This window comes from Ensifer sp. M14, from assembly GCF_003355565.1.
Lineage (GTDB): Bacteria > Pseudomonadota > Alphaproteobacteria > Rhizobiales > Rhizobiaceae > Ensifer.
Genome location: NZ_QJNR01000004.1, coordinates 1084360 through 1104943, shown reverse-complemented (window position 1 = coordinate 1104943; position 20584 = coordinate 1084360). Strand labels below are relative to the sequence as shown.

Genomic DNA, 20584 nt, shown 5'->3' with positions numbered 1-20584 from the left:
TGAAGGGCCTGAGGCAAGCTGCATTTACAGCGATGCCTGAAGCCGCCCAACCTTGGCTGTAACCCTCGTCTCCGTCACCTCCGGCACGCCGGAGCCTTTCCCCAGCCCGTCTGTTGCGGCTGGCGAAAACCCTTTCCATTTCAAACGAAACCGCACGACCCTGAGGTCAGAGCCGCCCTGCCCGGCACCGGCGACCGAAAACTTCGCTTCGGTCAGCCCGACAAAGCCAAGCCCCTGAGAAAGCGCTTCTGTGGCCTCTGCGCCATGGCGCACAGCCGACTGCCCCGACAGAACCGAGATAACCACGAGGCAGCCGCCGGTCAGCGCCGTCATCGCCGTGCGCGGAACGAGGGCAAGGCGGTTTTCCCGCGCATGCTGGATATGGATGGTGGCGGCGAGCCCGGCATAGATGAGGGCATTGATGCCGGTAAAGATGTAGAAGCCACGCGCCGTCCCCGCGTCCGAGACCAGCCACAGCGCAAGGGCGGAGCCGAGCGACAACAGGAGGTAGGGCATCATCACGCGCAACGGCAAAGGTGCCGCGGGCCCCGTGCCCTTGGGCGTGATACGGAAATCGACGAACGAGCCACTGATGTGATCACGCACGGCCGCCACGCAGCCAAGCAGCGACCACGGCCAACGGGCAAAGAGAAACAGCATGCCTTCCCAGCTGAGCACCCGCGCATCGTAGGGCCGGAACGTGCCGGTCGAGCGCCAGAAATAGGCGAGCCCGACCAGAACCAGCGACAATGGCGCAAAATGCCGCACGAAGTCGGGATAGGTGGCGGCGACGAAGCTGCGGCCCATGACCAATGCGATGATCGGCATGACGAACATCAGCGCCATGAACAGGGAAAACAGCGGATACCAGAGCTGCGAAAAGACGAACTGGAACTTCAGCCGCATCGGCAATCGTGGCACGTAGACCGGCGAATACTTGAACAGGATCGTCACCAGGCTGCGCGACCACTGGAACTCCTGGATGACGAGATCGGCAAAGGTTGCCGGTCCATCCCCATGGGCGATCGCCTGCAGCGCATGCACACCCTTCCAGCCGCCGGCATTCATCAATAGGGTGGTCGAATGGTCCTCCGCAAGCTCGGGCCCCAGGCCGCCGACCTCTCTCAACGCCGCGGTGCGCACCGCATAGTGCGAGCCGATGCAAAGCGGCGCCCAGCCGTTGTTGTAGCCCGCCTGCAGCGAGCCGTGCAGGCTCGCTTCGGCGTGCAGACGGCCTCGCGCCGACCAGCTGCGCTTCGCATTGGCGTCGCAGATGCTCGGCGCCGAGACATAACCGACCTTCGGATCGCTGAACGGCCGCAGAACCTCGACGAGATAGGTCGGTTCGGGCACGTGATCGGCATCGAACTGGGCGACGAAATCGTAGCGGTCGTAGCCGTAGTGATCGTAGAAGTAGGCGAGGTTTCCTTCCTTGCAGCGGGTGCGCCGCGGCCAGGTGGCGCGATGATAGTCAGCCACGCCCTTGCGCGTCGAAAGGAACACGCCCTGCCGCGCGCACCAGTCGATCGTCTCGGGCGACGGATCTTCGTCTGCCAGCCACACGTCGTAGTCGCAGCCGATCTGGTCGAGCATTGCCAGCAGCGTCTTTCGAACGACGGCGAAAGGCTCCGACGGCGCCTTGGTCACCACCATGGCGATACGGCCCCGCGGAACGGCCTGGCCGCTCCTTCCCGCCACCTTGGCGCCTGCGAAAATGAAGATGAAATAGGCGGGCAGCAACGTGATCCAGCCGACCACGATCGTAATCATGACGTAGGATGGCCAATGGGTGACATGGGTGGGGTCGAGCCACCAGGCCCAGAAGTACAGGAACGCCGCAACCCAGGCTGCGATGCCGAAAGCGTTCGCAACCCGCATGCGTTTGGAAAAGAGCGCAACGAGCGGCACCGGTGCATCCCCTGTTGGCGCGCCTGTCGACGCGTCGGTCCCGGCGAATTCGGCAGATGAGAACCTGCTCGTCATGACCGCACCTCCAGCCCGAAACCGGGAGCGGCCGTTTTGATGATGGTTTCGATATCGGACAGCTGCGGCCGGAAGCCGAGCGTCTGGCGTGCCCAGGTGGTGTCGGCATAAAGCACCGGCGGATCACCGTCCCGACGCGCCAGGAGCTGGACCGGAACCCGCCTGCGGGTGACCTGGTGAATGGCGTCGATCACCTGCCGGACGGATGTGCCGCGGCCCGAACCGAGGTTGGCCTTGAGCGGGTCGCCGCCGTTGCGCAGATAATCGACGGCGGCAACATGCGCCTCAGCCAGGTCCACGACGTGAATGTAGTCGCGGATGCAGGTGCCGTCCGGCGTCGCATAGTCGTCGCCGAAGACGTCGAGCCTGTCGACACGACCGGCCGCGGCCATCAATGCCCGCGGGATCAGGTGGGTCTCCGGGTCATGCCGCTCGGTCAGCTGCCCTTCAGGGTCGGCGCCTGCGGCATTGAAATAACGCAGGGCGACGGACCGGAACCCGTAGGCCCGGGCATAATCGCCAAGCATCAGCTCGATCATCAGTTTTGTGCGCCCGTAAGGATTGACCGGCAGCTGGACCGTGTCCTCGGTGATCGGCAAGCGCGGCGGCACGCCATAGGTCGCACAGGTGCTGGAAAAGACGATGCGGTTCAGCCCCGCCTGACGGCAGGCCTCCAGCAAGGAAACGCTGCCGGCGACATTGTTGCGGTAGTATTTTCCGGGATTCTCGACCGATTCCCCGACATAGGCGGAGGCGGCAAAATGGATCAGACACTCGGGCCTGAAGGTCTGGATCGCCTCGACGATCCGTACCGTGTCTTCAAGCCCTCCCTCGACCAACGGTCCCCAGCGGACATTGGTGCGATGCCCCGTCGACAGGTTGTCGAAGACAACGGGCAGGATGCCGGCCTCAGCGAGGCGCTTGCAGGTATGGCTGCCTATGAAGCCGGCTCCGCCGGTGACAAGAACGACGCGCGACATATCATACCGCCTCTCCCGCCACGGCGAGATCTGATGTGCCCAGGCGGCGATCAAAATAGGCAATGGCGCGGTGAAGCCCTTCGCGGAGCGCGATCTTCGGTTCCCAGCCGAGCTCTGCCATCGCCTGGGAAATATCCGGTCGGCGCTGACGCGGATCGTCGACGGCCGCTGCACGATGGACGATGGACGAGCGCGAGCCGGTCATCGAGCGGACCATCTCGGCAAGTTCGAGAACCGTGAACTCGCCCGGGTTTCCGAGGTTGATCGGACCGATGCAATTGTCGTCCGAGATCGACAGCCGGATGAAGCCCTCGATGAGATCGTCGACATAACAGAAGGAGCGCGTCTGCTGGCCGTCGCCATAGATCGTGAGGTCCTTGCCAAGCAGCGCCTGGACCACGAAATTCGAGATCACACGTCCGTCGTCGGGGCGCATGCGCGGCCCATAGGTGTTGAAGATCCGCGCAACCTTCGTCTTCACCCCATAGGTGCGGTGATAGTCGAAGAACAAGGTTTCCGCCGATCGTTTGCCCTCATCGTAGCAGGCCCGCGGCCCGATGGGGTTGACGTTGCCGAAGTAGCTTTCGCGCTGCGGGCTGTGCAGCGGATCGCCGTAGACCTCCGACGTGGAGGACTGCACGACCGTGGCTCCGGTGGCCCGGGCGTTCTCCAGGACGTTCATGGCGCCGAGCACATTGGTCATCAACGTTCCCACCGGGTCGGCCTGGTAATCCGGCGGCGACGCTGGCGAGGCGAAGTTGAAGATGACGTCGACATCGAAAAGGAAGGGCTTGCGAACGTCGTGTTCCACAATGTGGAAGCGGCTTATCTCGCTGAGGTGGGAAAGGTTCTCCCGACGCCCGGTCGAGAAATTGTCGAGGCAGACGACGCTGTGCCCCAGAGAAAGAAGTCTTTCGCAAAGATGTGACCCGAGAAATCCGCCGCCTCCGGTCACCAGTATTCGTTTGGGTATGCCTGCAACTTTCTTGAGAAAATCCTGTCTATCGACGACCGACAGCTCACCGCGACCGACCTTACGCATTACACACCTCCAATTATTATACACACCATTGCATCTGGTGATTGGAGACGAGCCATGAATGAAAGCTACAATAAGGAATTATTCTTTATCAAGAATTCAAAACACAACCCGACACTATAAATGAAAAAATAGAAGAACCACGAATTCTTCCGGAACATTTACCATATGAGTAAATTAGCAAATTATTAATCAATAGTCAATGATAATATAGAATAATAAAAATAAGATGCCTAAAATCATCAAGTTATAATAGTATATCTGCATAAAATTGATACAAATACGCACAAACGACCATAGCTATAGCCGAGAGTTAAGACGTATAGTTAACTTCACCAGAGCAGGCCGACTGATTCCACCATAGAAAGGCAGTTATTTCCTGGGCCGGCTATCCCGCTTCGGCTCTCTATACGTCCATGCTTTCGCTGCCTGTCGGCGGGACACCACGTCCGCAGCACGACGACCTTGTTAGCGGCCACGGCAATACCTGCCGCGCCCGCCCGGATCGCCACACCAAACTTCAAAATAACGCCAGAGCATTCGAGCAAACACAGAATCTCAGTCCACATCGCTGACATTCGCCAAGAGACGAAGAGCGATGGAAGCCTCAGTTCCGATGCCTTACGGCGTCAATTTTTCCAGCGCGAAGAAAACGGTCCTGCCGCATGTTCGGAATCCGCGTCGGTGGTGAAATAGCGCGATGCCGCTTCGGTGCGGTTGCGCACGTTCATCTTCTTGTAGATGTTGCGGACGTGAACTTTCACGGTGTTTTCCGACAATCCAAGACGATCGGCGATGATCTTGTTCTGGGTCCCCATGCAGATCAGGTCTAGGATCTGCACTTCGCGCGTCGTCAACCCACCCAGACTGGCTTCCCGGCGCCGCTTTGCGGCATTGGCATAGACAGCCGCATCGGATACCTCCGCCTGCCGGCCATAATGCTTGGTCGAGGCAAAGGGATCCACCGACAGCCGTCGCAACAGCGCAGCGGGGAAATGTTCGCCCCCCTTCATCAGCAGATCGATCGCCGCGAGGCAGACATCGAGGTGCAGATTGAGAGGAAGAACGCCATGGATCAGCCGCTCTTCGACGAAGCCGGCGATCGACGGATCGAGCTCTTCGGCATTGTCCACCACCAACCCGATCGAGGCCTTGGGATGGAACTCGTGGATTGTCCGCAGAATGGTCGGAAACGTTTTGGGGGACATGCGGTAGAGCATGATCAGACTTACATCGACGAGGTTGCCGTCGAGCAAATTGTCGGGGTCGGAAAGACTGACGACGTCATGTCCAGGAAACCGCGAGCCGACCGCCTGCATGAGGCACTCGGCGAACAGGTCGATCTTGGCAAGCATGACAATCTTTTTCTTTTGCGACAAAGCTTTGTTGTTATCTTCAAAATCGCCCACGTTGGAGCCTTCAGGATGCATTACGCCCTCCTTGGGTTTTCCCATTTATATTTATGGGTGCGCCAGCCTGACTCGGAGTTACGCCCATCTCAGCAAATTTATTCATAACCAGTGAAATAACGCGAACTCACCCCACAGATGGAAAATTCGCACTAACTAATGTATCGCAAAGAGAAGAGGGGTGGAACAGCCCAAAAGGATTAGAAGTCCACCGGATTCGCCCTTAAATCGTTCTAAATCGAACCATCTTTGGGTCTTTTCTTAATCAAATGTATAGCAAACGCATATTCGAACGGCTGAGGCGGCCCTAATCCCAGGCTAATCAGCCGCTCCCTCTGTTGCATTTCCTTCCGCCACCTAAGCCCCGAACACACTCTCCAGGGCCGCGACAGGCGCCAGAAACAGTGCTCCGCCAGACGGCGCTTGCAGAGAATACCTAATAATACTTCCTAATAGCTATCCTCTGGGATGAGCATCCCACTTCGCGTGGTGCCTGGCAAGACCCGGCTCCACTCTGGGACGCAGACTTCGGGTCAGCGCCAACGCCTGTCAAAGGCACAAATTCATAAAACTTAACAAAACCTTATACCGCGCAGAATCCCGCGAAACCGTGCGATATTCGCCCAGAAAAGGGCCTAATAGCTCCAATTGATGTCTATCGTCTCATCGCATTCGGAGCCACACTCCAGCCATCGCACTTGAGTTTCGTGCGATCCGAGCCAGGGAACTGTGTGTGCGTTCTGGTTCGCGGCCCGTGTGAATGCGTAAGCGTATAAACGCGTAAACCAGTATTAAAAACAACGACATTATCACACGTAATGATTGAGTGCGGGAATTAAACCGCCAAAAAGATATACTTAAAATAACACTGAAATATATCGAAACCCGACAGATGAATATCCCGCGGGAGCATCATCTGAACTTCAAAAAAGAGCCAGCCCCGTTGAAAACCCCATAAAAGATGTAGGGGTTTCGGTGCTGGCTCCTTCTCAGGAGGAGAACCACATGTCCGCACTGCTCGACGATAGCATCAAGGCCGATGATGATCTGAAAGTCGGCGCTCTCGCCGATGGGCTGGCAACCAGTGCCGCCAATGACCTTGACGTAGACGATGGCTCAACGAGTAACGTTGGCATCGGCAACGGCAACCACTCCACCGACAATTCGCAGGACAACGACACCAAGACAGACGTGGACGTTGATGTCGACACCGACATCAAGACCGAAGCCAACGAAAACGGCGACAACCGCAACAATTACACCGACAGCTCGACCGACTACGATTACGACTACGATTACAAGGACAACAGCAAAGTCGAGACCGACATCGACCAGAAGAACAATGGTGACAACCGCGACAATTCCTACGAATGGGATTACGACAGCAAGGTTACCACCAAGACCGACATCGACACGGATATCGATACCGACATCAAGACCGAAGCCAATGAAAACGGCGACAACCGCAACAACTATTCGTCATCCGACAACGACATCATCAACAAATCGGACGACGACTTTGCGACGCTGAAGGACATCAAGGACTTCGACAATCTCGGTATCGCCGGTGGCGATCTCGCCTTCAATATCGGTGACGACTTCTCGTTCAACCTGAACGTCGACCACATCCTCAATAACTCGCTCGAAGGCGCCGGCAACGACACCGGCTTCAGCGTGGTCCAGGCCAACAATCTTGCCGATCAGGATCAGGCCTACGACTTCAGAATGAACAACAGCGATGCCAACAACGACCTGCGCGCCGATGGTGGGCATTCGGATGGCGGCGACGGCCTGAACTTCGACACCAAGTCCGATTGGGACCTCAAGGCCGGCGACGGTATCAACGGCAGCACGACGTCGGACTCGTCTGCGATCCTGGCAAATTCCGGCTTCCATCAGGAAATCGTCCAGGGCGCGAACCTCGTCAGCAACTCTGTCGACTCCAGCGTCATTGGCGGCAACTCGCATACCACCGATGTCGGCCACGACACCGACGGCTGATCGATCCATTTCACAAGAGAAGACTGCACCGGCCCTCAGTGGCCGGTGCAGTCGCGGAAACTTGATTTCGGATCGGTTCGTTTCTTTTACCGGGGCATGTCTGCCTAGGCCCGCCGAAGTCTCCCTTTGATGCGGAAAAAGGGAAGGATCGGGACGATGCATACGGAAAAAGTCACTGAAATCATCGCACGTTTCATCGGCATGTTCGAAGCGGATATCGATGAAGCGCGGTTGAGACAGAAGCAGCTCGACGGTGGCGATCTCAAAGAAGGTCTCCAGCAGCTCGAAGACGGCGAAACAAGGCCCACCGACTTCGCCTCGTCGTTCCAGTTGATCGATTACGATCCTGAAGTGCTCTACCGGGCACCCTCCCATGATATTGCCGATGTGGATCTCTTCGGACGCATCCGCGGCTTCGGCGACCATTTTGCCGAGGCCGTCGCCCAGTATGGCGACATTGTTCCGGGAAAGCTGTTCGGCAACTTCGGCCAACCCGACGGCGCCCCCGTCGAAGACAAGCTGGTTGTCCACGACGGACCGGGCTCGGTCATCGCCCATGTCGTCCAGGCGAATATGGTGCGCGACGACGACGTGCTGAACATGACCGATACGACGGAAGCTGCGCGCGACACGACCTACGTCACCTACAAGCTCGCCGAATTCAGTGAGCAAGCCACGGATGCCACCCCCTTCGCGCACTACACCCGCGTCGATACCTATGAGGGCCTGTCGAAAATCGCCGACGATGTGTCGAGCTATGCCGTAGCAAACCGGTCACCGGAGCCACCGGCATCAGGCAGCGACCCGGAAACCAGCGCCGATCCCGGTACGACCGTTGCGCTCGCGGACCAACCCACCGACACCGATCCGCTCGATGACGCGATCAATCTTCCCGTAACGGTGTCTCCGGACGAGTTGCCGGTGGATGACAATGGCAATTTTGCCTTGGCCGCCGACAGCATCGAGGGTGTTTACGTCAACGGCTGCCTTGTCGACGAAGCGCCGGTTCTTGCCGACTTCATGCCCGATCGTGGACTGGCGCAGCCGGTCGCGGATCCCGAAGGCACCGACGGCCCGCTCCAGGAGGAAGAGGACAAGAGCGAAAACTCCGTTTACGTCGAAACCGGCGCCAACATCGTCGCCAACATCGTCAGCATCGTCGAGACCGGTATCATTGCCCCGGTGACCGCGGTGATGGGTGGCTACCACCAGATCGACGTCATCTCCCAATCCTATGTCTATGCCGACGACGACAAGCTGGACAAGGTTCTGCGCGACAACTCCGCCGAATCCGCCTCGCGCTCGGTCGCGATGAACATCGCCAATTTCGGCCGCGAGGAATATCATTCCGGGTCATCCGACCGGGACGACGATGCCGCACAGTCCTCGATCTTTCCGAATTCCTGGCGCGTCAGCATGGTCGATGGCGACGTGTCCTTCGTCCATTGGGTTGAGCAATACAACTTCCTCAATGACAACGACACGGTGACCGTCACCACCAGCGGCGTCCAGACGACGGCGCTGACCGGCGGCAATGTGGTGGTCAACCTCGCATCCTTCCTCGGTGTCGGCGATCAATATGATCTGGTGATCGTCGGCGGCAGAATCCTGGACATGAACATGATCACCCAGGTCGCCGTGTTCTATGACAACGACGACGTCAAAGGCATCACAGCCGGCAACGGCATGACCGTCGACCAGAGCGGAAACCTGATCTGGAACCAGGCATCGATCCAGAACATCGGGACCAACGACCGCTTCGAGGCGATGCCCGACTATATCCAGAAAGCCGTCGACAACATCAACGATCGCGAAAACGAACTGCCGTCCGGCTTTTCGCGCGACTTCAACTTCCAAGGCTATGAAGGCCTGAACATTCTATACATCACCGGCAATCTTTATGACGTCAACGTCATCAAGCAGGTCAGCGTTCTCGGCGACGCCGACTCTGTCAGCTATGTCGCCAACAAGATCCTGGACAACAACCCGGACGCCGAAGTCACGATCCACACCGGCGGCAACGCTGTCGTCAACACCGCTCAGATCATCGATTACGACAGCTTCGGCCAGACCACCTATGTCGGCGGCCAGGTCTATTCCGATGCCATCCTGATCCAGGCCGGCATTGTCGATGACGACAGCTGCTCATCGGACGTGACGCCCAAGGGCGACCGACTTGCCAATGAAGTCATCGCCTTCATCGGCGACGACGACACGCCATCGCATCAAACCGACACGGTCATCAATACCGGCAACGACATGTCCTGGTCCAACGGCCAATGGAATGACGTCATGCACACGGTATTGGCCTAACAAAAAAATGACGGGGAGAAGGCATGAACGATCTTTCGAAATGGCGTGGCGGTGCAGGCAGAACGCCTGCGCAAAGCGAGCCGGTTCTGGAAGCGGTCGATGAGCTTGAAGCCGCATTGACCGACAAATGCATTGCCGCGATCAACGAGGCCGTCGAAGGCCTGCGAAAAGTCGGGCTCGATATCCGCACGACACGGGACGACGACGCACCGAAACAGGAAATGGTTTCCGCGCCCCTGAAACGCGCCGAAACGCCCGTCGCCCATGACGATTCCGATGCCGAATTGCTTGCCGTTACCCATTCGCTGGCAAACCCCATCCGCCATACCGAAAAGAAACAGGCCGGCTATCATTTCGGCCCGCGGCGCGAAGGTGCCTTGTGGCAGGGCCGCGAAAGCGCGCCGCTGCAGGAAGTCGAGCCCAAAGTGGTGCCGGTAGAAGCACCCATCGTCGAGGTGCCGCTCGCAGAGGCTGCACCGGCAAGGGTCTCGCCGGCTGAAGCGCCAGAACCCAAACCGCTCGAAGGGCAGGCGAGCCCTGTTCAACCGGAAATCACCGCGCGTCGTGGCAACGACAGCGACCCGGCCGATGAATTGAAGAGCCGACCGGGTCGCCCTCTGCCGCAGACGATCGACAACGATCCCGGGCCCCTGAAGGAGAACGACCGCCGCCCGACCGCGCGCGATGGCGGCGGCAACAACGGCGTTCCCACCGATGGCAATGGTGGTGGCGGTGGCGGTGGCGGTGGCGGCGACAAGCACACGTTCCACAAGCGCATGGGGCCTGTCAATTTTGCCGCGAGCCTGCGCAACGGCATGGCCATCGTCCGGCGCAACATGATGATCGTCATCGCCTTCACCATCGCGATCAATGTGCTGGTCCTCGCCATTCCGATCTATCTGTTCCAGATCTCGGACCGGGTGCTGACCAGCCGCTCGCAGGATACGCTGGTGATGCTGACGATCGCCGTGCTCGGCGCCATCGTCCTGCAAGTGATCCTCGATTCCATCCGCCGCTTCATCCTGATGCGCACGGCCGTCGAAATGGAGGTCCAGCTCGGCGCGCCCATCTTGAGTGCCGCCGCACGAGCATCGTTGCACGGCAACGGTCGCGACTATCAGGTGCTGAGCGACCTTCAGCAGCTGCGCTCCTTCATCGTCTCCGGCACCCTGATCTCGTTCCTCGATGCGCCGCTGATGCCGTTCTTCGTCGTGGTGGTCTACATCATCCAGCCGCAGCTCGGGCTGATCGTCATCATGTGCTGCGTCGTGTTGTTCGTCATCGCCTACCTCAATCAGAAGGCGACGTCGCAGCCATTCAGCGAAGCCAATGCCTTCCTCAGCCGCGCCAATTTCCACCTGGATTCGATGGCGCGCAATTCGCAGATCATCAACGCACTCGCGATGATCCCGGAAGCCGTGAAGATGTGGGGCCGCGAAACCGCCGGTTCCTTGAAGTCACAGGTCTACGCCCAGGACCGTAGCATCGTCTTTACCGGCGCCTCGAAGGCGGTGCGGATGTTCACCCAGGTCGCCCTGCTCGGCTGGGGCGCGCATCTGTCGATGGATGGGCACCTCACCGGCGGCATGGTCATTGCCGCGTCGATCATCGCGGGACGTGCGCTTGCGCCGGTCGAAGGGGCGATCGAGGGCTGGAACCAGCTCAACCATTCGCGTGCCGCCTACGGCCGGATCAAACAGCTGTTGGTCAATTCGCCGCTGAATTTCCCGCGACTGCGCCTGCCGAAGCCCGAAGGCCGGCTCGATGTCGAACGCATCCTGTTCGTGCCGCCGCCGCAGAAGCGGGTGATCCTCAACGGCATTTCCTTCTCGCTCAACAAGGGCGAATCGCTCGCCGTCATCGGCAATTCCGGCTCCGGCAAGACGACGCTCGGCAAGATGCTCGTCGGCTCGATCGTTCCGACGTCCGGTAATGTCCGTCTCGATCTCATGGACCTGAGAAACTGGGACCAGCGGCAGTTCGGCGAAAGCATCGGCTATCTGCCGCAGGACGTGCAGCTCTTTCCGGGCACCATCAAGGCCAACATCTCGCGCATGCGCGACGACGTCGAAGACAGCGCGATCTTCGAGGCGGCCGTGCTTGCCGACGTGCACGAACTGATCGCCTCGTTCCCGCAGGGCTACGAGACGATCGTCGCCGCCGACGGCGCACCGCTTTCGGGCGGCCAGAAACAGCGCATCGCATTGGCGCGCGCCTTCTTCGGAAACCCGAAATTCGTCGTGCTGGACGAGCCCAATTCCAATCTCGACAGCAATGGCGAGGCGGCTCTTGCCCGGGCGCTGGTGCACGCCAAGAAACAGGGCATCACCACCGTCACCATCACCCAGCGCCCGGCGCTCTTGCAATGCGTCGACAAGATCATGGTGCTGAACGAAGGCACCGTTGCCATGTTCGGTGCGCGTGCCGACGTGCTTGCGGCCATCAGTGCGAAGCCGAAAGACGAGAAGTCCGCACCCCGTATCGCCGGAGAATGACCATGAGCCGCGAGAAAAAGAATGCCGCCGAAGAACATGCCGTCGAGTGGTATTCGGAGGTGCCGCGATCGATCAAGCTGCACAGCATGGCGGGCCTGGCGCTGATCCTTGCCTCGTTCGGCGGCTTCGGCTACTGGGCTTTCGCAGCCCCTCTGGCGGCGGCGATCATTGCCCAGGGAAGCTTCGTCGCCAACGGCAACAACAAGATCATCCAGCACCTCGAAGGCGGCATCATCGAGCAGATGCTGGTGGCCGAAGGCGACAAGGTCAAGACCGGCGACATCCTGGTCAAGCTCGACCAGACGCCGTCGCGGGCCAACGAGCGCGCGCTCAATCTGAAGCGGCTGCGTCTGGAGGCGGTGGTCGCGCGACTGCGCGCCGAAGCCATGGGCAGCCCGACGTTCAAGATCCCCGACATCGTCAAGAAAGAGTCGAGCGATCCCGATATCCACGCGATCATCGAGAGCCAGAACGTCAACTTCCACAGCAAGAAGATCAAGCTCGACGATCAGCTGAACCTCATCGACCAGAACATCAAGTCGCTGGAATTCCGCGCCAAAGGCTACGAGCGCCAGCAGGAATCGTTCAACAAGCAACTGGACATTCTCAACGAAGAGCGCGCCGCCAAGAGTAAGCTCGCCGAAAGCGGCCTGATCAAGAAATCGGAACTGATGGCGCTCGACCGCGCTGCCGCCGATGCCATGGGCGAGATCGGTCGGCTCGATGCCGAGGTCAAGGAAAGCCTGTCGCAGATCGACCGCTACCGCCAGGAGGCGGTGATCGCCGTCAACACCAACAAGCAGGCGGCCCTCGATGGGCTCGAAGCTGCCGAAGCCGACCTCGATGGGGTGCGCGAGCAGTTGCGTGAGGCAAGCGAAGTTCTCGGCCGCGCCACGATCCGATCGCCCGTCGACGGCACCGTGGTGCGCAGCTATTTCCACACAGCCGGGGGCGTCATCGCGACGGGCAAGCCGATCATGGAAATTCTGCCGGCCAACGTCCCGCTGATCATCGAGGCGCAGGTGCTGCGAACCTCCATCGATCAGTTGCGCGTGGGCGAGGACGCGACGATCCGCCTGTCGGCGCTCAACCGCCGCACGACGCCGGTGCTGAGCGGCAAGGTCTTTTACGTCTCTGCCGATTCCGTCGAAGAGGTAAGCGGCGGCCAGCAGCGAGATGTCTATATCGTTCGCGTAGAAGTTCCCGTCAGCGAGATCCACCGCATCCACGGTTTCCATCCGGTGCCGGGCATGCCGGCGGAAGTGCTGATCACCACGTCGGAGCGCACCTTCTTCGAATATCTGACCAAGCCGATTACCGACAGCATGTCGCGCGCATTCAAGGAAACCTGAGGCGAAGCGGGGAGGCTGCTTATGAAGTCCGCGCAAGACAGGACTGGCCAGCAGGTTTCGGGTTCTCACGGGCGAGCGGCACACGCCTTGAAGGCGCGTGTATTTCCGTCAAGATGGGCATCGTCGGTGATGGCGGTGTGCCACCGGAAGCGGATAGGGGAGACGTTTGATGGCAGCGATACACGAGGTGCTTTTGCTTGTCGGCCGCCTCAATTATGTCTGGACCAATACCGAAAGCCTGTTGATCTACGTCATCGCCCATCTGCTCAGTGTCGAAAAGGAGCAGGCGATCGTCGTCTTCCTGACCTTGAACACCACGCGCGCCCGCATCGATCTGACCGAACGCCTGGCCAAGCTGCCAGCCACCCCCGTCGAGACGCGCGACAGCGTTCTTTCGATCATGGACCGGCTGAAACAGCAGTCGAAAATGCGCAACAAGTACAACCACTGCATCTACTCCTTCGACGAGCAGGGCGAGATTTCCAGCACCCAGCTGATGCGCCTGGTCGAAGGCGACAAAGACATACGCTACGGCAAGGTCGAGCAGCTCGATGCCCGCGAGCTGGAGCGGCTCGAAGCCGCTATCCAGGAGATCACCGAGATCAGCAAAAGCCTGTGGGCGTTCATTCGCTCGCGGCCGAATTTCGACGAGCGTTCGATCTAGAGCATTTCCGGTTTAGACATGGAAACGCTCTAACAGCTTGTTTTTACGCATTTCCTGACGGAAAACCGCTTCGCACTTTTCCTGGAAATGCTCTAGAGGCGGAGGCGTGGCCTCTATCCTCCGCGGACGGCACGATGCATTCGGATGATGTCATTAGTACAGCCGGGCTATGATTTGACTAGTACCTAAGGTCGTTTTGAAAACAAACGGGCCGGAGATATGCTTTAAGAATTGTATTTTTTAGTTGCGTACCGAGGGCGTTATGAAAATAGATATTTTTGAGACTTTAGAAGAATTTGAGAAAATTCGCGAAGATTGGGACCGGATCTATTTCGAAGATCCAGAAGCCCATCTGTTTCTTTCCTGGCAATGGCTGCAGAAGTATCTGTCGCACCGTCATCGCTGGTTTGTTCTGGCGCTGAAGCAGGACGGCGACGCCCATTACTGCGCTTTCCTGCCATTGAAGGTATCGACCTACCAGGACGAAAAGACCAAGCTATTCTGTGACGAAATCCGGATGGCGGGCAACTACGGTGCCGATTACACCGGCTTCCTGTGTCGGCCCGGCCTGGAGGACGCGGCGGCCGATGCCTTCTCCGCCTATATCGGCAGGGAGAACTGGACGACCCTCACGTTCGACTATTTCTACACCGCCTCCTCGCGACTCGATCGTCTTCTGGCGGCCTTTCCGCAAACCGAGTTCTCGCAGACCAGCAACGAACGCAGCAATTCCGACAATATCGACAATACCATCTGCCCCTATGTGACCCTGCCGGAAAGCTGGGAGGCGTATCTCGCAACGCATATGAGCGCCCAGACCCGTCAGAAACTCAGACGCTTCATGCGCATGGTCGAGGCGTCGCCCGACTACCGCATTACCCACGCGACGAGTGAGACGATCGAACGTGATCTCGACACGCTGTTCCGGCTGTGGCGCATCAAGTGGGCGGAGCGCAAGGGCAGCAAAGTCGACCGCCTGATCACCTTGACCCGGGAGATGCTGCTCGATGCTTTCAATCAAGGTGCGCTCGACGTTCCGGTTCTCTGGTATCAGGACCGGCCGCTCGGCGTGATTGCCAATCTGCTCGATCGGCAGAAGAAGACGGTTCTGTTCTACATCACTGGTCGCGACGAGGAATGGACCACCCCTTCTCCGGGGCTTTTGCTGCACGGCTTCGCCATTCGCGACGCCATTGCCGAGGGATACCGGATCTACGACTTCCTGCGCGGCAATGAGGCCTATAAGTATTCCTTCGGTGTCGAGGAACGCCGCATTCGCAGCATGCTTGTCAGAACGCTATCCGGCCGCAATCTGCGCAACTGCCTCAACCCGCGCAGCATCGAACATGTCTACGAGCGCGCCGTTGAGCTACACAAGCAGGGGCATCTGGATCGGGCAGAACCCGGTTACCGGCAGGTCATCCACACAATGCCGACACACACCCGCGCCCGCTATGGCCTCGCCCAGCTTTTCGACGACAAGGGCGAGCACGACGAGGCCGAGTATCTCTACAAGGGGCTGCTGGCGACAATGCCGGGCGCCGGCAAGATCCAGCACCGGCTCGGAGACAGCCAGATGGCGCAGGGACACTACGGCGAAGCGGCCGAGACCTTCGAAGCTCTGCTCGCCCGCCATCCGCTGCTGAGCCTCGTACGCTACAAGCTCGGCGTCGCACTCTGCGCGACCGGCCGTGGTGAAGAAGCGCTCAGCGTTTTCACGAGCTTCGAAGATATCCTCTCCGACGATCCGGATCATATGCGCTGCAAGCTGAAAGCGCATGACGCTGTCATACGCCTGAGGGCGGCTCTACAAGGCCAACAGGACGAGGTTCCCGAGCCGGCGCAAACCCCGGTGTCGAACGCATCGCCGCCGAGGGTTCTCGTGTCACCAAAACGAACGCTCGATGCATCGGTGCGGCTCCCGACGGCACCGCCCTTGCTTGAGCCATCGCTGCCAGCCGGCATCTCGGCGCATCTGCAGGCCCGGCCGAGCAAGCCGGGAGAAACGGGGTCACGGATCAAGCATTGAAGGCGTGGAAACAGGAGGCGTCGCCCCTCACTCGGCGGTTTCGGTCCAATCGAGGGCCTTCAGTTCCTCGCGAAATGCGAAGCGGATGATGTGGCGTTCGATCACGTCCTTGCACTCCGCCAGCGCCTCGGCATCAGGCGATTCCGCGACGAACGACAGCAGGTGTCCGCAGGCGGTCATGCGCGCGGTGCTCACTCCTATCGCCGCAACCGAATCCGTTTCGGTAAATTCGACCGACGTCTTGTGCGCGAAATGCTTGGACATCTGCTGCAGGTATTGCGAGGCGCGGTCGGTGGTAAAACCGCTCGTGGCTTTCAACATGGTCTTCTCCGATCTGCATGGGATCGATGGGCGGGCAAAGGCACGACAAGGGGCGGCATGATCGCTCCTGCCGCCCCTCGTGAAAAGTTCAAGCCTATTTCTTGCTCAGCGCTTGCGTGAGCTGATCGACGATATCCTGTTCGGACTTCAGACCCGAGCTCGTCAGGTAGAGCTTGGCAGAATCGAGATAGACGACCCGCTCGTTCTTCCAGGCCTTGGTCTGGCGTACCAGCTCGTTGTCAAGCAGGGCTGCTGCCGGCTGGCCTTCCTGGCCGATCGCCGCGTCGCGGTCGACGACGAAGATCCAGTCAGGATTGGTCTCGAGGATGTATTCGTAGGAAACGGCCTGACCGTGGGTCGCGACCTCGAGCTTCGGATCCGCCGGTTCGATGCCGAAGATGTCATGGATTTCGCCAAAGCGCGAACCCTTGCCATAGGCGCTGATCTTGCCGCCGGTCGTCAGCAGAATGAGGCCGGTGCCGGCGCCCCTGGCAACGCCCTGCAGCTTTGCGATCGACACGTCGAGCTTCTCCGAAGCGGCCTTGATTTCAGCCTCCTTGCTGAAGATGAGGCCAAGAATGGCGGCATTCATCTTGACGCTACCGATCAGGTCCTTGTCATCGTTGGTCAGGTCGATGGTCGGCGCAAGCTTGGCAAGCTCGGCATACTTCGACTGCGACCGGCCGCCGACGATGATCAGATCGGGTTCGGCAGCATTGACCGCCTCATAGTCCGGCTCAAACAGCGTACCGACCTTCGGGTAGGTGTCGGACTTGTATTTTTCGAGCGACGGCGGAATGGCAGAACCGGGAACGCCGGCCACAGGCACGCCAAGCAGATCCAGCGTCTCAAGCATACCAAAATCATAAACCAGCACCGTCTTCGGGTTCTTTTCGACATCCGTCGTGCCGCTGCTGTGCTCGATTTTCAACGTTTCAGCGCTGGCGGCAGGCGCGAATGTCAAGACAGCCGCGACGGCGGCGTAGCGAAGAGCATTAGAAAATAGCGATATATTCATGACTTATTTCCTCATGTTTTAAGTCGTCCTAGCGCGATTTTCCAAAGAGGGCAACAAGCCCGTTTTCTGTCTTGCGAAAGCCGTGAGCCGGCATGCGACCCACTGACAGGTGCGCTTGGCACGACGAAACTTGACTAACCATCTCATATATATGAAGGAAGCTCAGCTCCAGTCCGCCGCTTGGCGGTGCCGAGAATGATGCAAGCGAAACCGATCTCAAGTTGCTCGGAGGCGACGGAAGGATGAATGGCAACAAGCCGGCAACGAATGTGCCATTCACCGAAGCACCGGCGCACGTAAAGACCGATCGATGAAGTCACTCCTGATTGCCGTCCCCGTCATCCTGTTGCTTGCCGTCGTCAGTGTCCTGACCGGTGTCGGCAGCCTTGCCTCCGGGCTTGAAGCTGACGGACGCGGCTGGTTGCTGATCGTCGAGAGCCGGGTGCCACGCACGCTTGCGCTGATGCTCGCTGGAACCGGGCTCGCCGTCGCCGGCACCATCATGCAGATGCTCGCCCGCAACCGCTTCGTGGAACCGTCGACAGCAGGCACCGCCGAATCCGCCGCACTCGGCATGCTGATGACGATGATCTTCGCGCCGACGCTGCCGGTCGCCGGCAAGATGGCCGTCGCCGCCCTCACCGCGCTCGCCGGCACGGCGCTGTTCTTAAAAATCCTGCGCCAGATCCCGCTGCGCTCGACGCTGATGGTGCCGCTGGTCGGCATCATGCTCGGTGGCGTCATCAGCGCCGTCACCACCTTCGTCGCCTATCGCTACGACATGATGCAGTCCATGGGGACGTGGATGTCAGGCGATTTCTCCGGCGTGCTGCGCGGCCGTTACGAGCTCTTGTGGATCGCCTTTGCCCTGACGCTGATCGCCTATGTCACCGCCGCCCGCTTCACCGTCATCGGCATGGGAGAGGACATCGCCCGCAATGTCGGCCTCGACTACAACAAGGTAATTACGCTCGGTCTTTGCATCGTTTCCATGGTCACGGCCACCGTCGTCGCGACTGTCGGCATGGTGCCCTTCCTTGGGTTGATCGTGCCGAATGTCATCAGCCTCGTCGTCGGCGACAATCTCAAGCGCACCCTGCCGCTGATCGCCGCCACCGGTGCAGGGCTGGTGCTCGCCTGCGACATCGTCGGTCGCATGATCATCGCCCCCTACGAGATCCCGGTCGGAACCGTCATGGGCGTCATCGGCAGCGTGGTCTTTCTCTATCTGCTGCTTTCGAGGCGCGCCCATGCAGGCTGACATCAAAAGGGTAACGCCCGCCGGCACGCTCCTCGTAGCGGCAGTGCTCGCGCTCCTGTCGATGCTGGCCTTCATGACGCTTGGCGCCAAAGGAAGCTGGGCGTTCATCCTCTCCTTCCGCGGCACCAAGCTTGCCGGCATGATCCTCGTCGCCTATGCGATCGCCGTCTCCACCATCCTGTTCCAGACGATCTCCGGCAATCGTATCCTGACACCATCGATCATCGGCTTCGATGCGATGTATGCGCTGTTGCAGACCGTCATGGTGTTCGCGCTCGGCGCGGCCGGCGCCAACGCCGTCGACCCCCGGCTTCAATTCGTCATCGAGACGGTGGCGATGGTCGGCTTTTCCGTGCTGTTGTTTCGGGCGCTGTTTTCCGGCGCCACCCGCAACCTGCATCTGCTCATGCTGGTCGGCATCATCCTCGGCGGTCTGTTCCGCAGCCTCTCCTCCTTCCTGCAGCGGATCCTTGATCCCAACGAGTTCGTGGTGCTGCAGGACCGGCTGTTTGCCAGCTTCAACACCGTCAACGCCGATCTTCTCGGCATTTCCGCTGTCGCCGTCGCCGCAGTCACCTTCGTTCTCTGGCGGCTGTTCCCGACCTTCGACGTGCTGTCGCTTGGCCGCGAAAGCGCCATTGGGCTCGGTGTCGACCATCACCGCACCGTCACCATCCTGCTGGTGCTCATCGCCGTCCTGGTCTCGGTCTCGACCGCGCTGGTCGGACCGGTGACGTTCTTCGGTCTTCTGGTCGCAAGCCTTGCCTGGCAGATCACCCCGACGGCGAGCCATCGTTTCGTGCTGCCGATTGCCGTGTGCCTTGCCATCATCACGCTCGTCGGCGGCCAAGTGATCCTCGAGCGGCTGTTCGCGTTCAACACCGCACTCAGCATCGTCATCGAATTCGTCGGTGGTCTGGTTTTCATCTTCCTGCTTGTTCGAGGCTCCGCCCGATGATCGAAATTCGCGACGTCACCAAATCCTACGGCAGCAACGCAGTCGTCGACCGGGTCTCGACGACGCTTCCGGCAGGGGGCCTGACCTCGATCATCGGTCCGAACGGAGCCGGAAAGTCGACGCTGCTGTCGATCGTCAGCCGCCTGATGCCGATGGATGGGGGACAGGTTCTGGTCGACGGCCTCGATGTCAGCCGCACGGCCGGCGACGTGCTTGCCCGCCGCCTATCGATCATGCGCCAGGATAATCACATCACCGCGCGTCTTTCCGTGTGCGACCTTGTCGCCTTCGGCCGCTATCCCTATTCGAAGGGTCGCATGACGGCGGCCGACGTCGAGCATATCGAACGCTCGATCGCCTATGTTGGGCTCAAGGCCTTCGAGCACCGGTTCCTCGATGAATTGTCCGGCGGTCAGCGCCAGCGCGCCTTCATCGCCATGGTGCTCTGCCAGGATACCGACTACATGCTGTTCGACGAGCCGCTGAACAACCTCGACATGAAACACGCGGTCGAGACGATGAAGCTACTGCGGCGGTTGGCCGACGATTTCGGAAAGACGGTCGTCGTCGTGCTGCACGACATCAACTTCGCGTCGGCCTATTCCGACCGCATCGTCGCCATGCGTAACGGCAGGCTCGCCTTCGAGGGCACGCCGAAGGACATGATTGAGCCGTCGCGCCTGCAGGCGATCTTCGACGTCGACTGCCGCGTGCACGCCGTCGGCGACACGCGGCTCGTCAACTACTTCGAATAGGCCGCA

15 protein-coding genes are annotated in these 20584 nt (G+C 59.7%); 9 read left to right on the top strand and 6 right to left on the bottom strand.

Going from position 1 to position 20584, the window contains the following annotated elements:
* Positions 1 to 24 precede the first annotated feature (24 nt).
* The 4 genes from BLJAPNOD_RS05285 to BLJAPNOD_RS05270 form a co-directional block, all read right to left on the bottom strand.
* Positions 25 to 1983, bottom strand: a complete 1959-nt coding sequence (locus BLJAPNOD_RS05285) for a glycosyltransferase family 2 protein (RefSeq protein WP_115419144.1) — start codon at positions 1981 to 1983, stop codon at positions 25 to 27.
* Positions 1980 to 2963, bottom strand: coding sequence for a UDP-glucose 4-epimerase GalE (gene galE / locus BLJAPNOD_RS05280; protein ID WP_115419143.1), 984 nt, complete (start codon positions 2961 to 2963; stop codon positions 1980 to 1982). The genes BLJAPNOD_RS05285 and galE overlap by 4 nt, the downstream gene beginning before the upstream one ends.
* Before the next feature lies 1 nt (position 2964).
* Positions 2965 to 4005, bottom strand: coding sequence for a UDP-glucuronic acid decarboxylase family protein (locus tag BLJAPNOD_RS05275; protein WP_115419142.1), 1041 nt, complete (start codon positions 4003 to 4005; stop codon positions 2965 to 2967).
* Between the two features lie 626 nt (positions 4006 to 4631).
* Entirely contained in the window at positions 4632 to 5432 is an 801-nt protein-coding gene (locus tag BLJAPNOD_RS05270; protein WP_077504893.1) for a response regulator transcription factor, read from the bottom strand.
* Positions 5433 to 6416: 984 nt separating this feature from the next.
* On the opposite strand from BLJAPNOD_RS05270, the gene BLJAPNOD_RS05265 reads away from it, so the two are divergent.
* From BLJAPNOD_RS05265 to BLJAPNOD_RS05235, 6 genes are all read left to right on the top strand, one after another.
* On the top strand, positions 6417 to 7412 hold the full coding sequence (locus tag BLJAPNOD_RS05265) for a fibrinogen-binding protein (protein WP_115419141.1): 996 nt from the start codon (positions 6417 to 6419) through the stop codon (positions 7410 to 7412).
* 156 nt (positions 7413 to 7568) lie between these two features.
* Positions 7569 to 9725, top strand: coding sequence for a hypothetical protein (locus BLJAPNOD_RS05260; protein ID WP_115419140.1), 2157 nt, complete (start codon positions 7569 to 7571; stop codon positions 9723 to 9725).
* Between the two features lie 23 nt (positions 9726 to 9748).
* Positions 9749 to 12220, top strand: a complete 2472-nt coding sequence (locus BLJAPNOD_RS05255; RefSeq protein ID WP_199565898.1) for a type I secretion system permease/ATPase — start codon at positions 9749 to 9751, stop codon at positions 12218 to 12220.
* 2 nt (positions 12221 to 12222) lie between these two features.
* The gene (locus tag BLJAPNOD_RS05250; RefSeq protein ID WP_077504896.1) at positions 12223 to 13572 is read left to right on the top strand and encodes an HlyD family type I secretion periplasmic adaptor subunit; all 1350 of its coding nucleotides are present in this window, start codon (positions 12223 to 12225) and stop codon (positions 13570 to 13572) included.
* A 169-nt stretch (positions 13573 to 13741) separates the two neighbouring features.
* Positions 13742 to 14236, top strand: coding sequence for a hypothetical protein (locus BLJAPNOD_RS05245; RefSeq protein ID WP_077504897.1), 495 nt, complete (start codon positions 13742 to 13744; stop codon positions 14234 to 14236).
* Between the two features lie 262 nt (positions 14237 to 14498).
* A complete protein-coding gene (locus tag BLJAPNOD_RS05235) occupies positions 14499 to 16265 on the top strand; it encodes a GNAT family N-acetyltransferase (RefSeq protein ID WP_115419138.1) in 1767 nt (588 codons plus the stop codon).
* A gap of 27 nt (positions 16266 to 16292) precedes the next feature.
* Here the strand turns inward: BLJAPNOD_RS05235 and BLJAPNOD_RS05230 are convergent, their stop codons facing one another.
* Both BLJAPNOD_RS05230 and BLJAPNOD_RS05225 read right to left on the bottom strand, forming a co-directional pair.
* A complete protein-coding gene (locus BLJAPNOD_RS05230; protein WP_115419137.1) occupies positions 16293 to 16586 on the bottom strand; it encodes a DUF2218 domain-containing protein in 294 nt (97 codons plus the stop codon).
* Positions 16587 to 16680: 94 nt separating this feature from the next.
* Positions 16681 to 17604 carry a siderophore ABC transporter substrate-binding protein gene (locus BLJAPNOD_RS05225; RefSeq protein WP_115419136.1) on the bottom strand — a complete coding sequence of 308 codons (924 nt, stop codon included), beginning with the start codon at positions 17602 to 17604 and terminating at the stop codon, positions 16681 to 16683.
* A gap of 310 nt (positions 17605 to 17914) precedes the next feature.
* Here BLJAPNOD_RS05225 and BLJAPNOD_RS05220 point away from each other — a divergent pair, with 310 nt between their 5' ends.
* From BLJAPNOD_RS05220 to BLJAPNOD_RS05210, 3 genes are read left to right on the top strand one after another with little or no spacing between them, the layout of a single operon-like run.
* Complete coding sequence (locus tag BLJAPNOD_RS05220; protein ID WP_115419135.1) at positions 17915 to 18865, top strand: ABC transporter permease; 951 nt, start codon at positions 17915 to 17917, stop codon at positions 18863 to 18865.
* Positions 18855 to 19823 (top strand): iron chelate uptake ABC transporter family permease subunit, encoded by a 969-nt coding sequence (locus BLJAPNOD_RS05215; protein ID WP_115419134.1) that lies wholly within the window; start codon positions 18855 to 18857, stop codon positions 19821 to 19823. The genes BLJAPNOD_RS05220 and BLJAPNOD_RS05215 overlap by 11 nt, the downstream gene beginning before the upstream one ends.
* A complete protein-coding gene (locus tag BLJAPNOD_RS05210; RefSeq protein WP_115419133.1) occupies positions 19820 to 20578 on the top strand; it encodes an ATP-binding cassette domain-containing protein in 759 nt (252 codons plus the stop codon). The genes BLJAPNOD_RS05215 and BLJAPNOD_RS05210 overlap by 4 nt, the downstream gene beginning before the upstream one ends.
* The last annotated feature ends 6 nt before the right edge of the window (positions 20579 to 20584 follow it).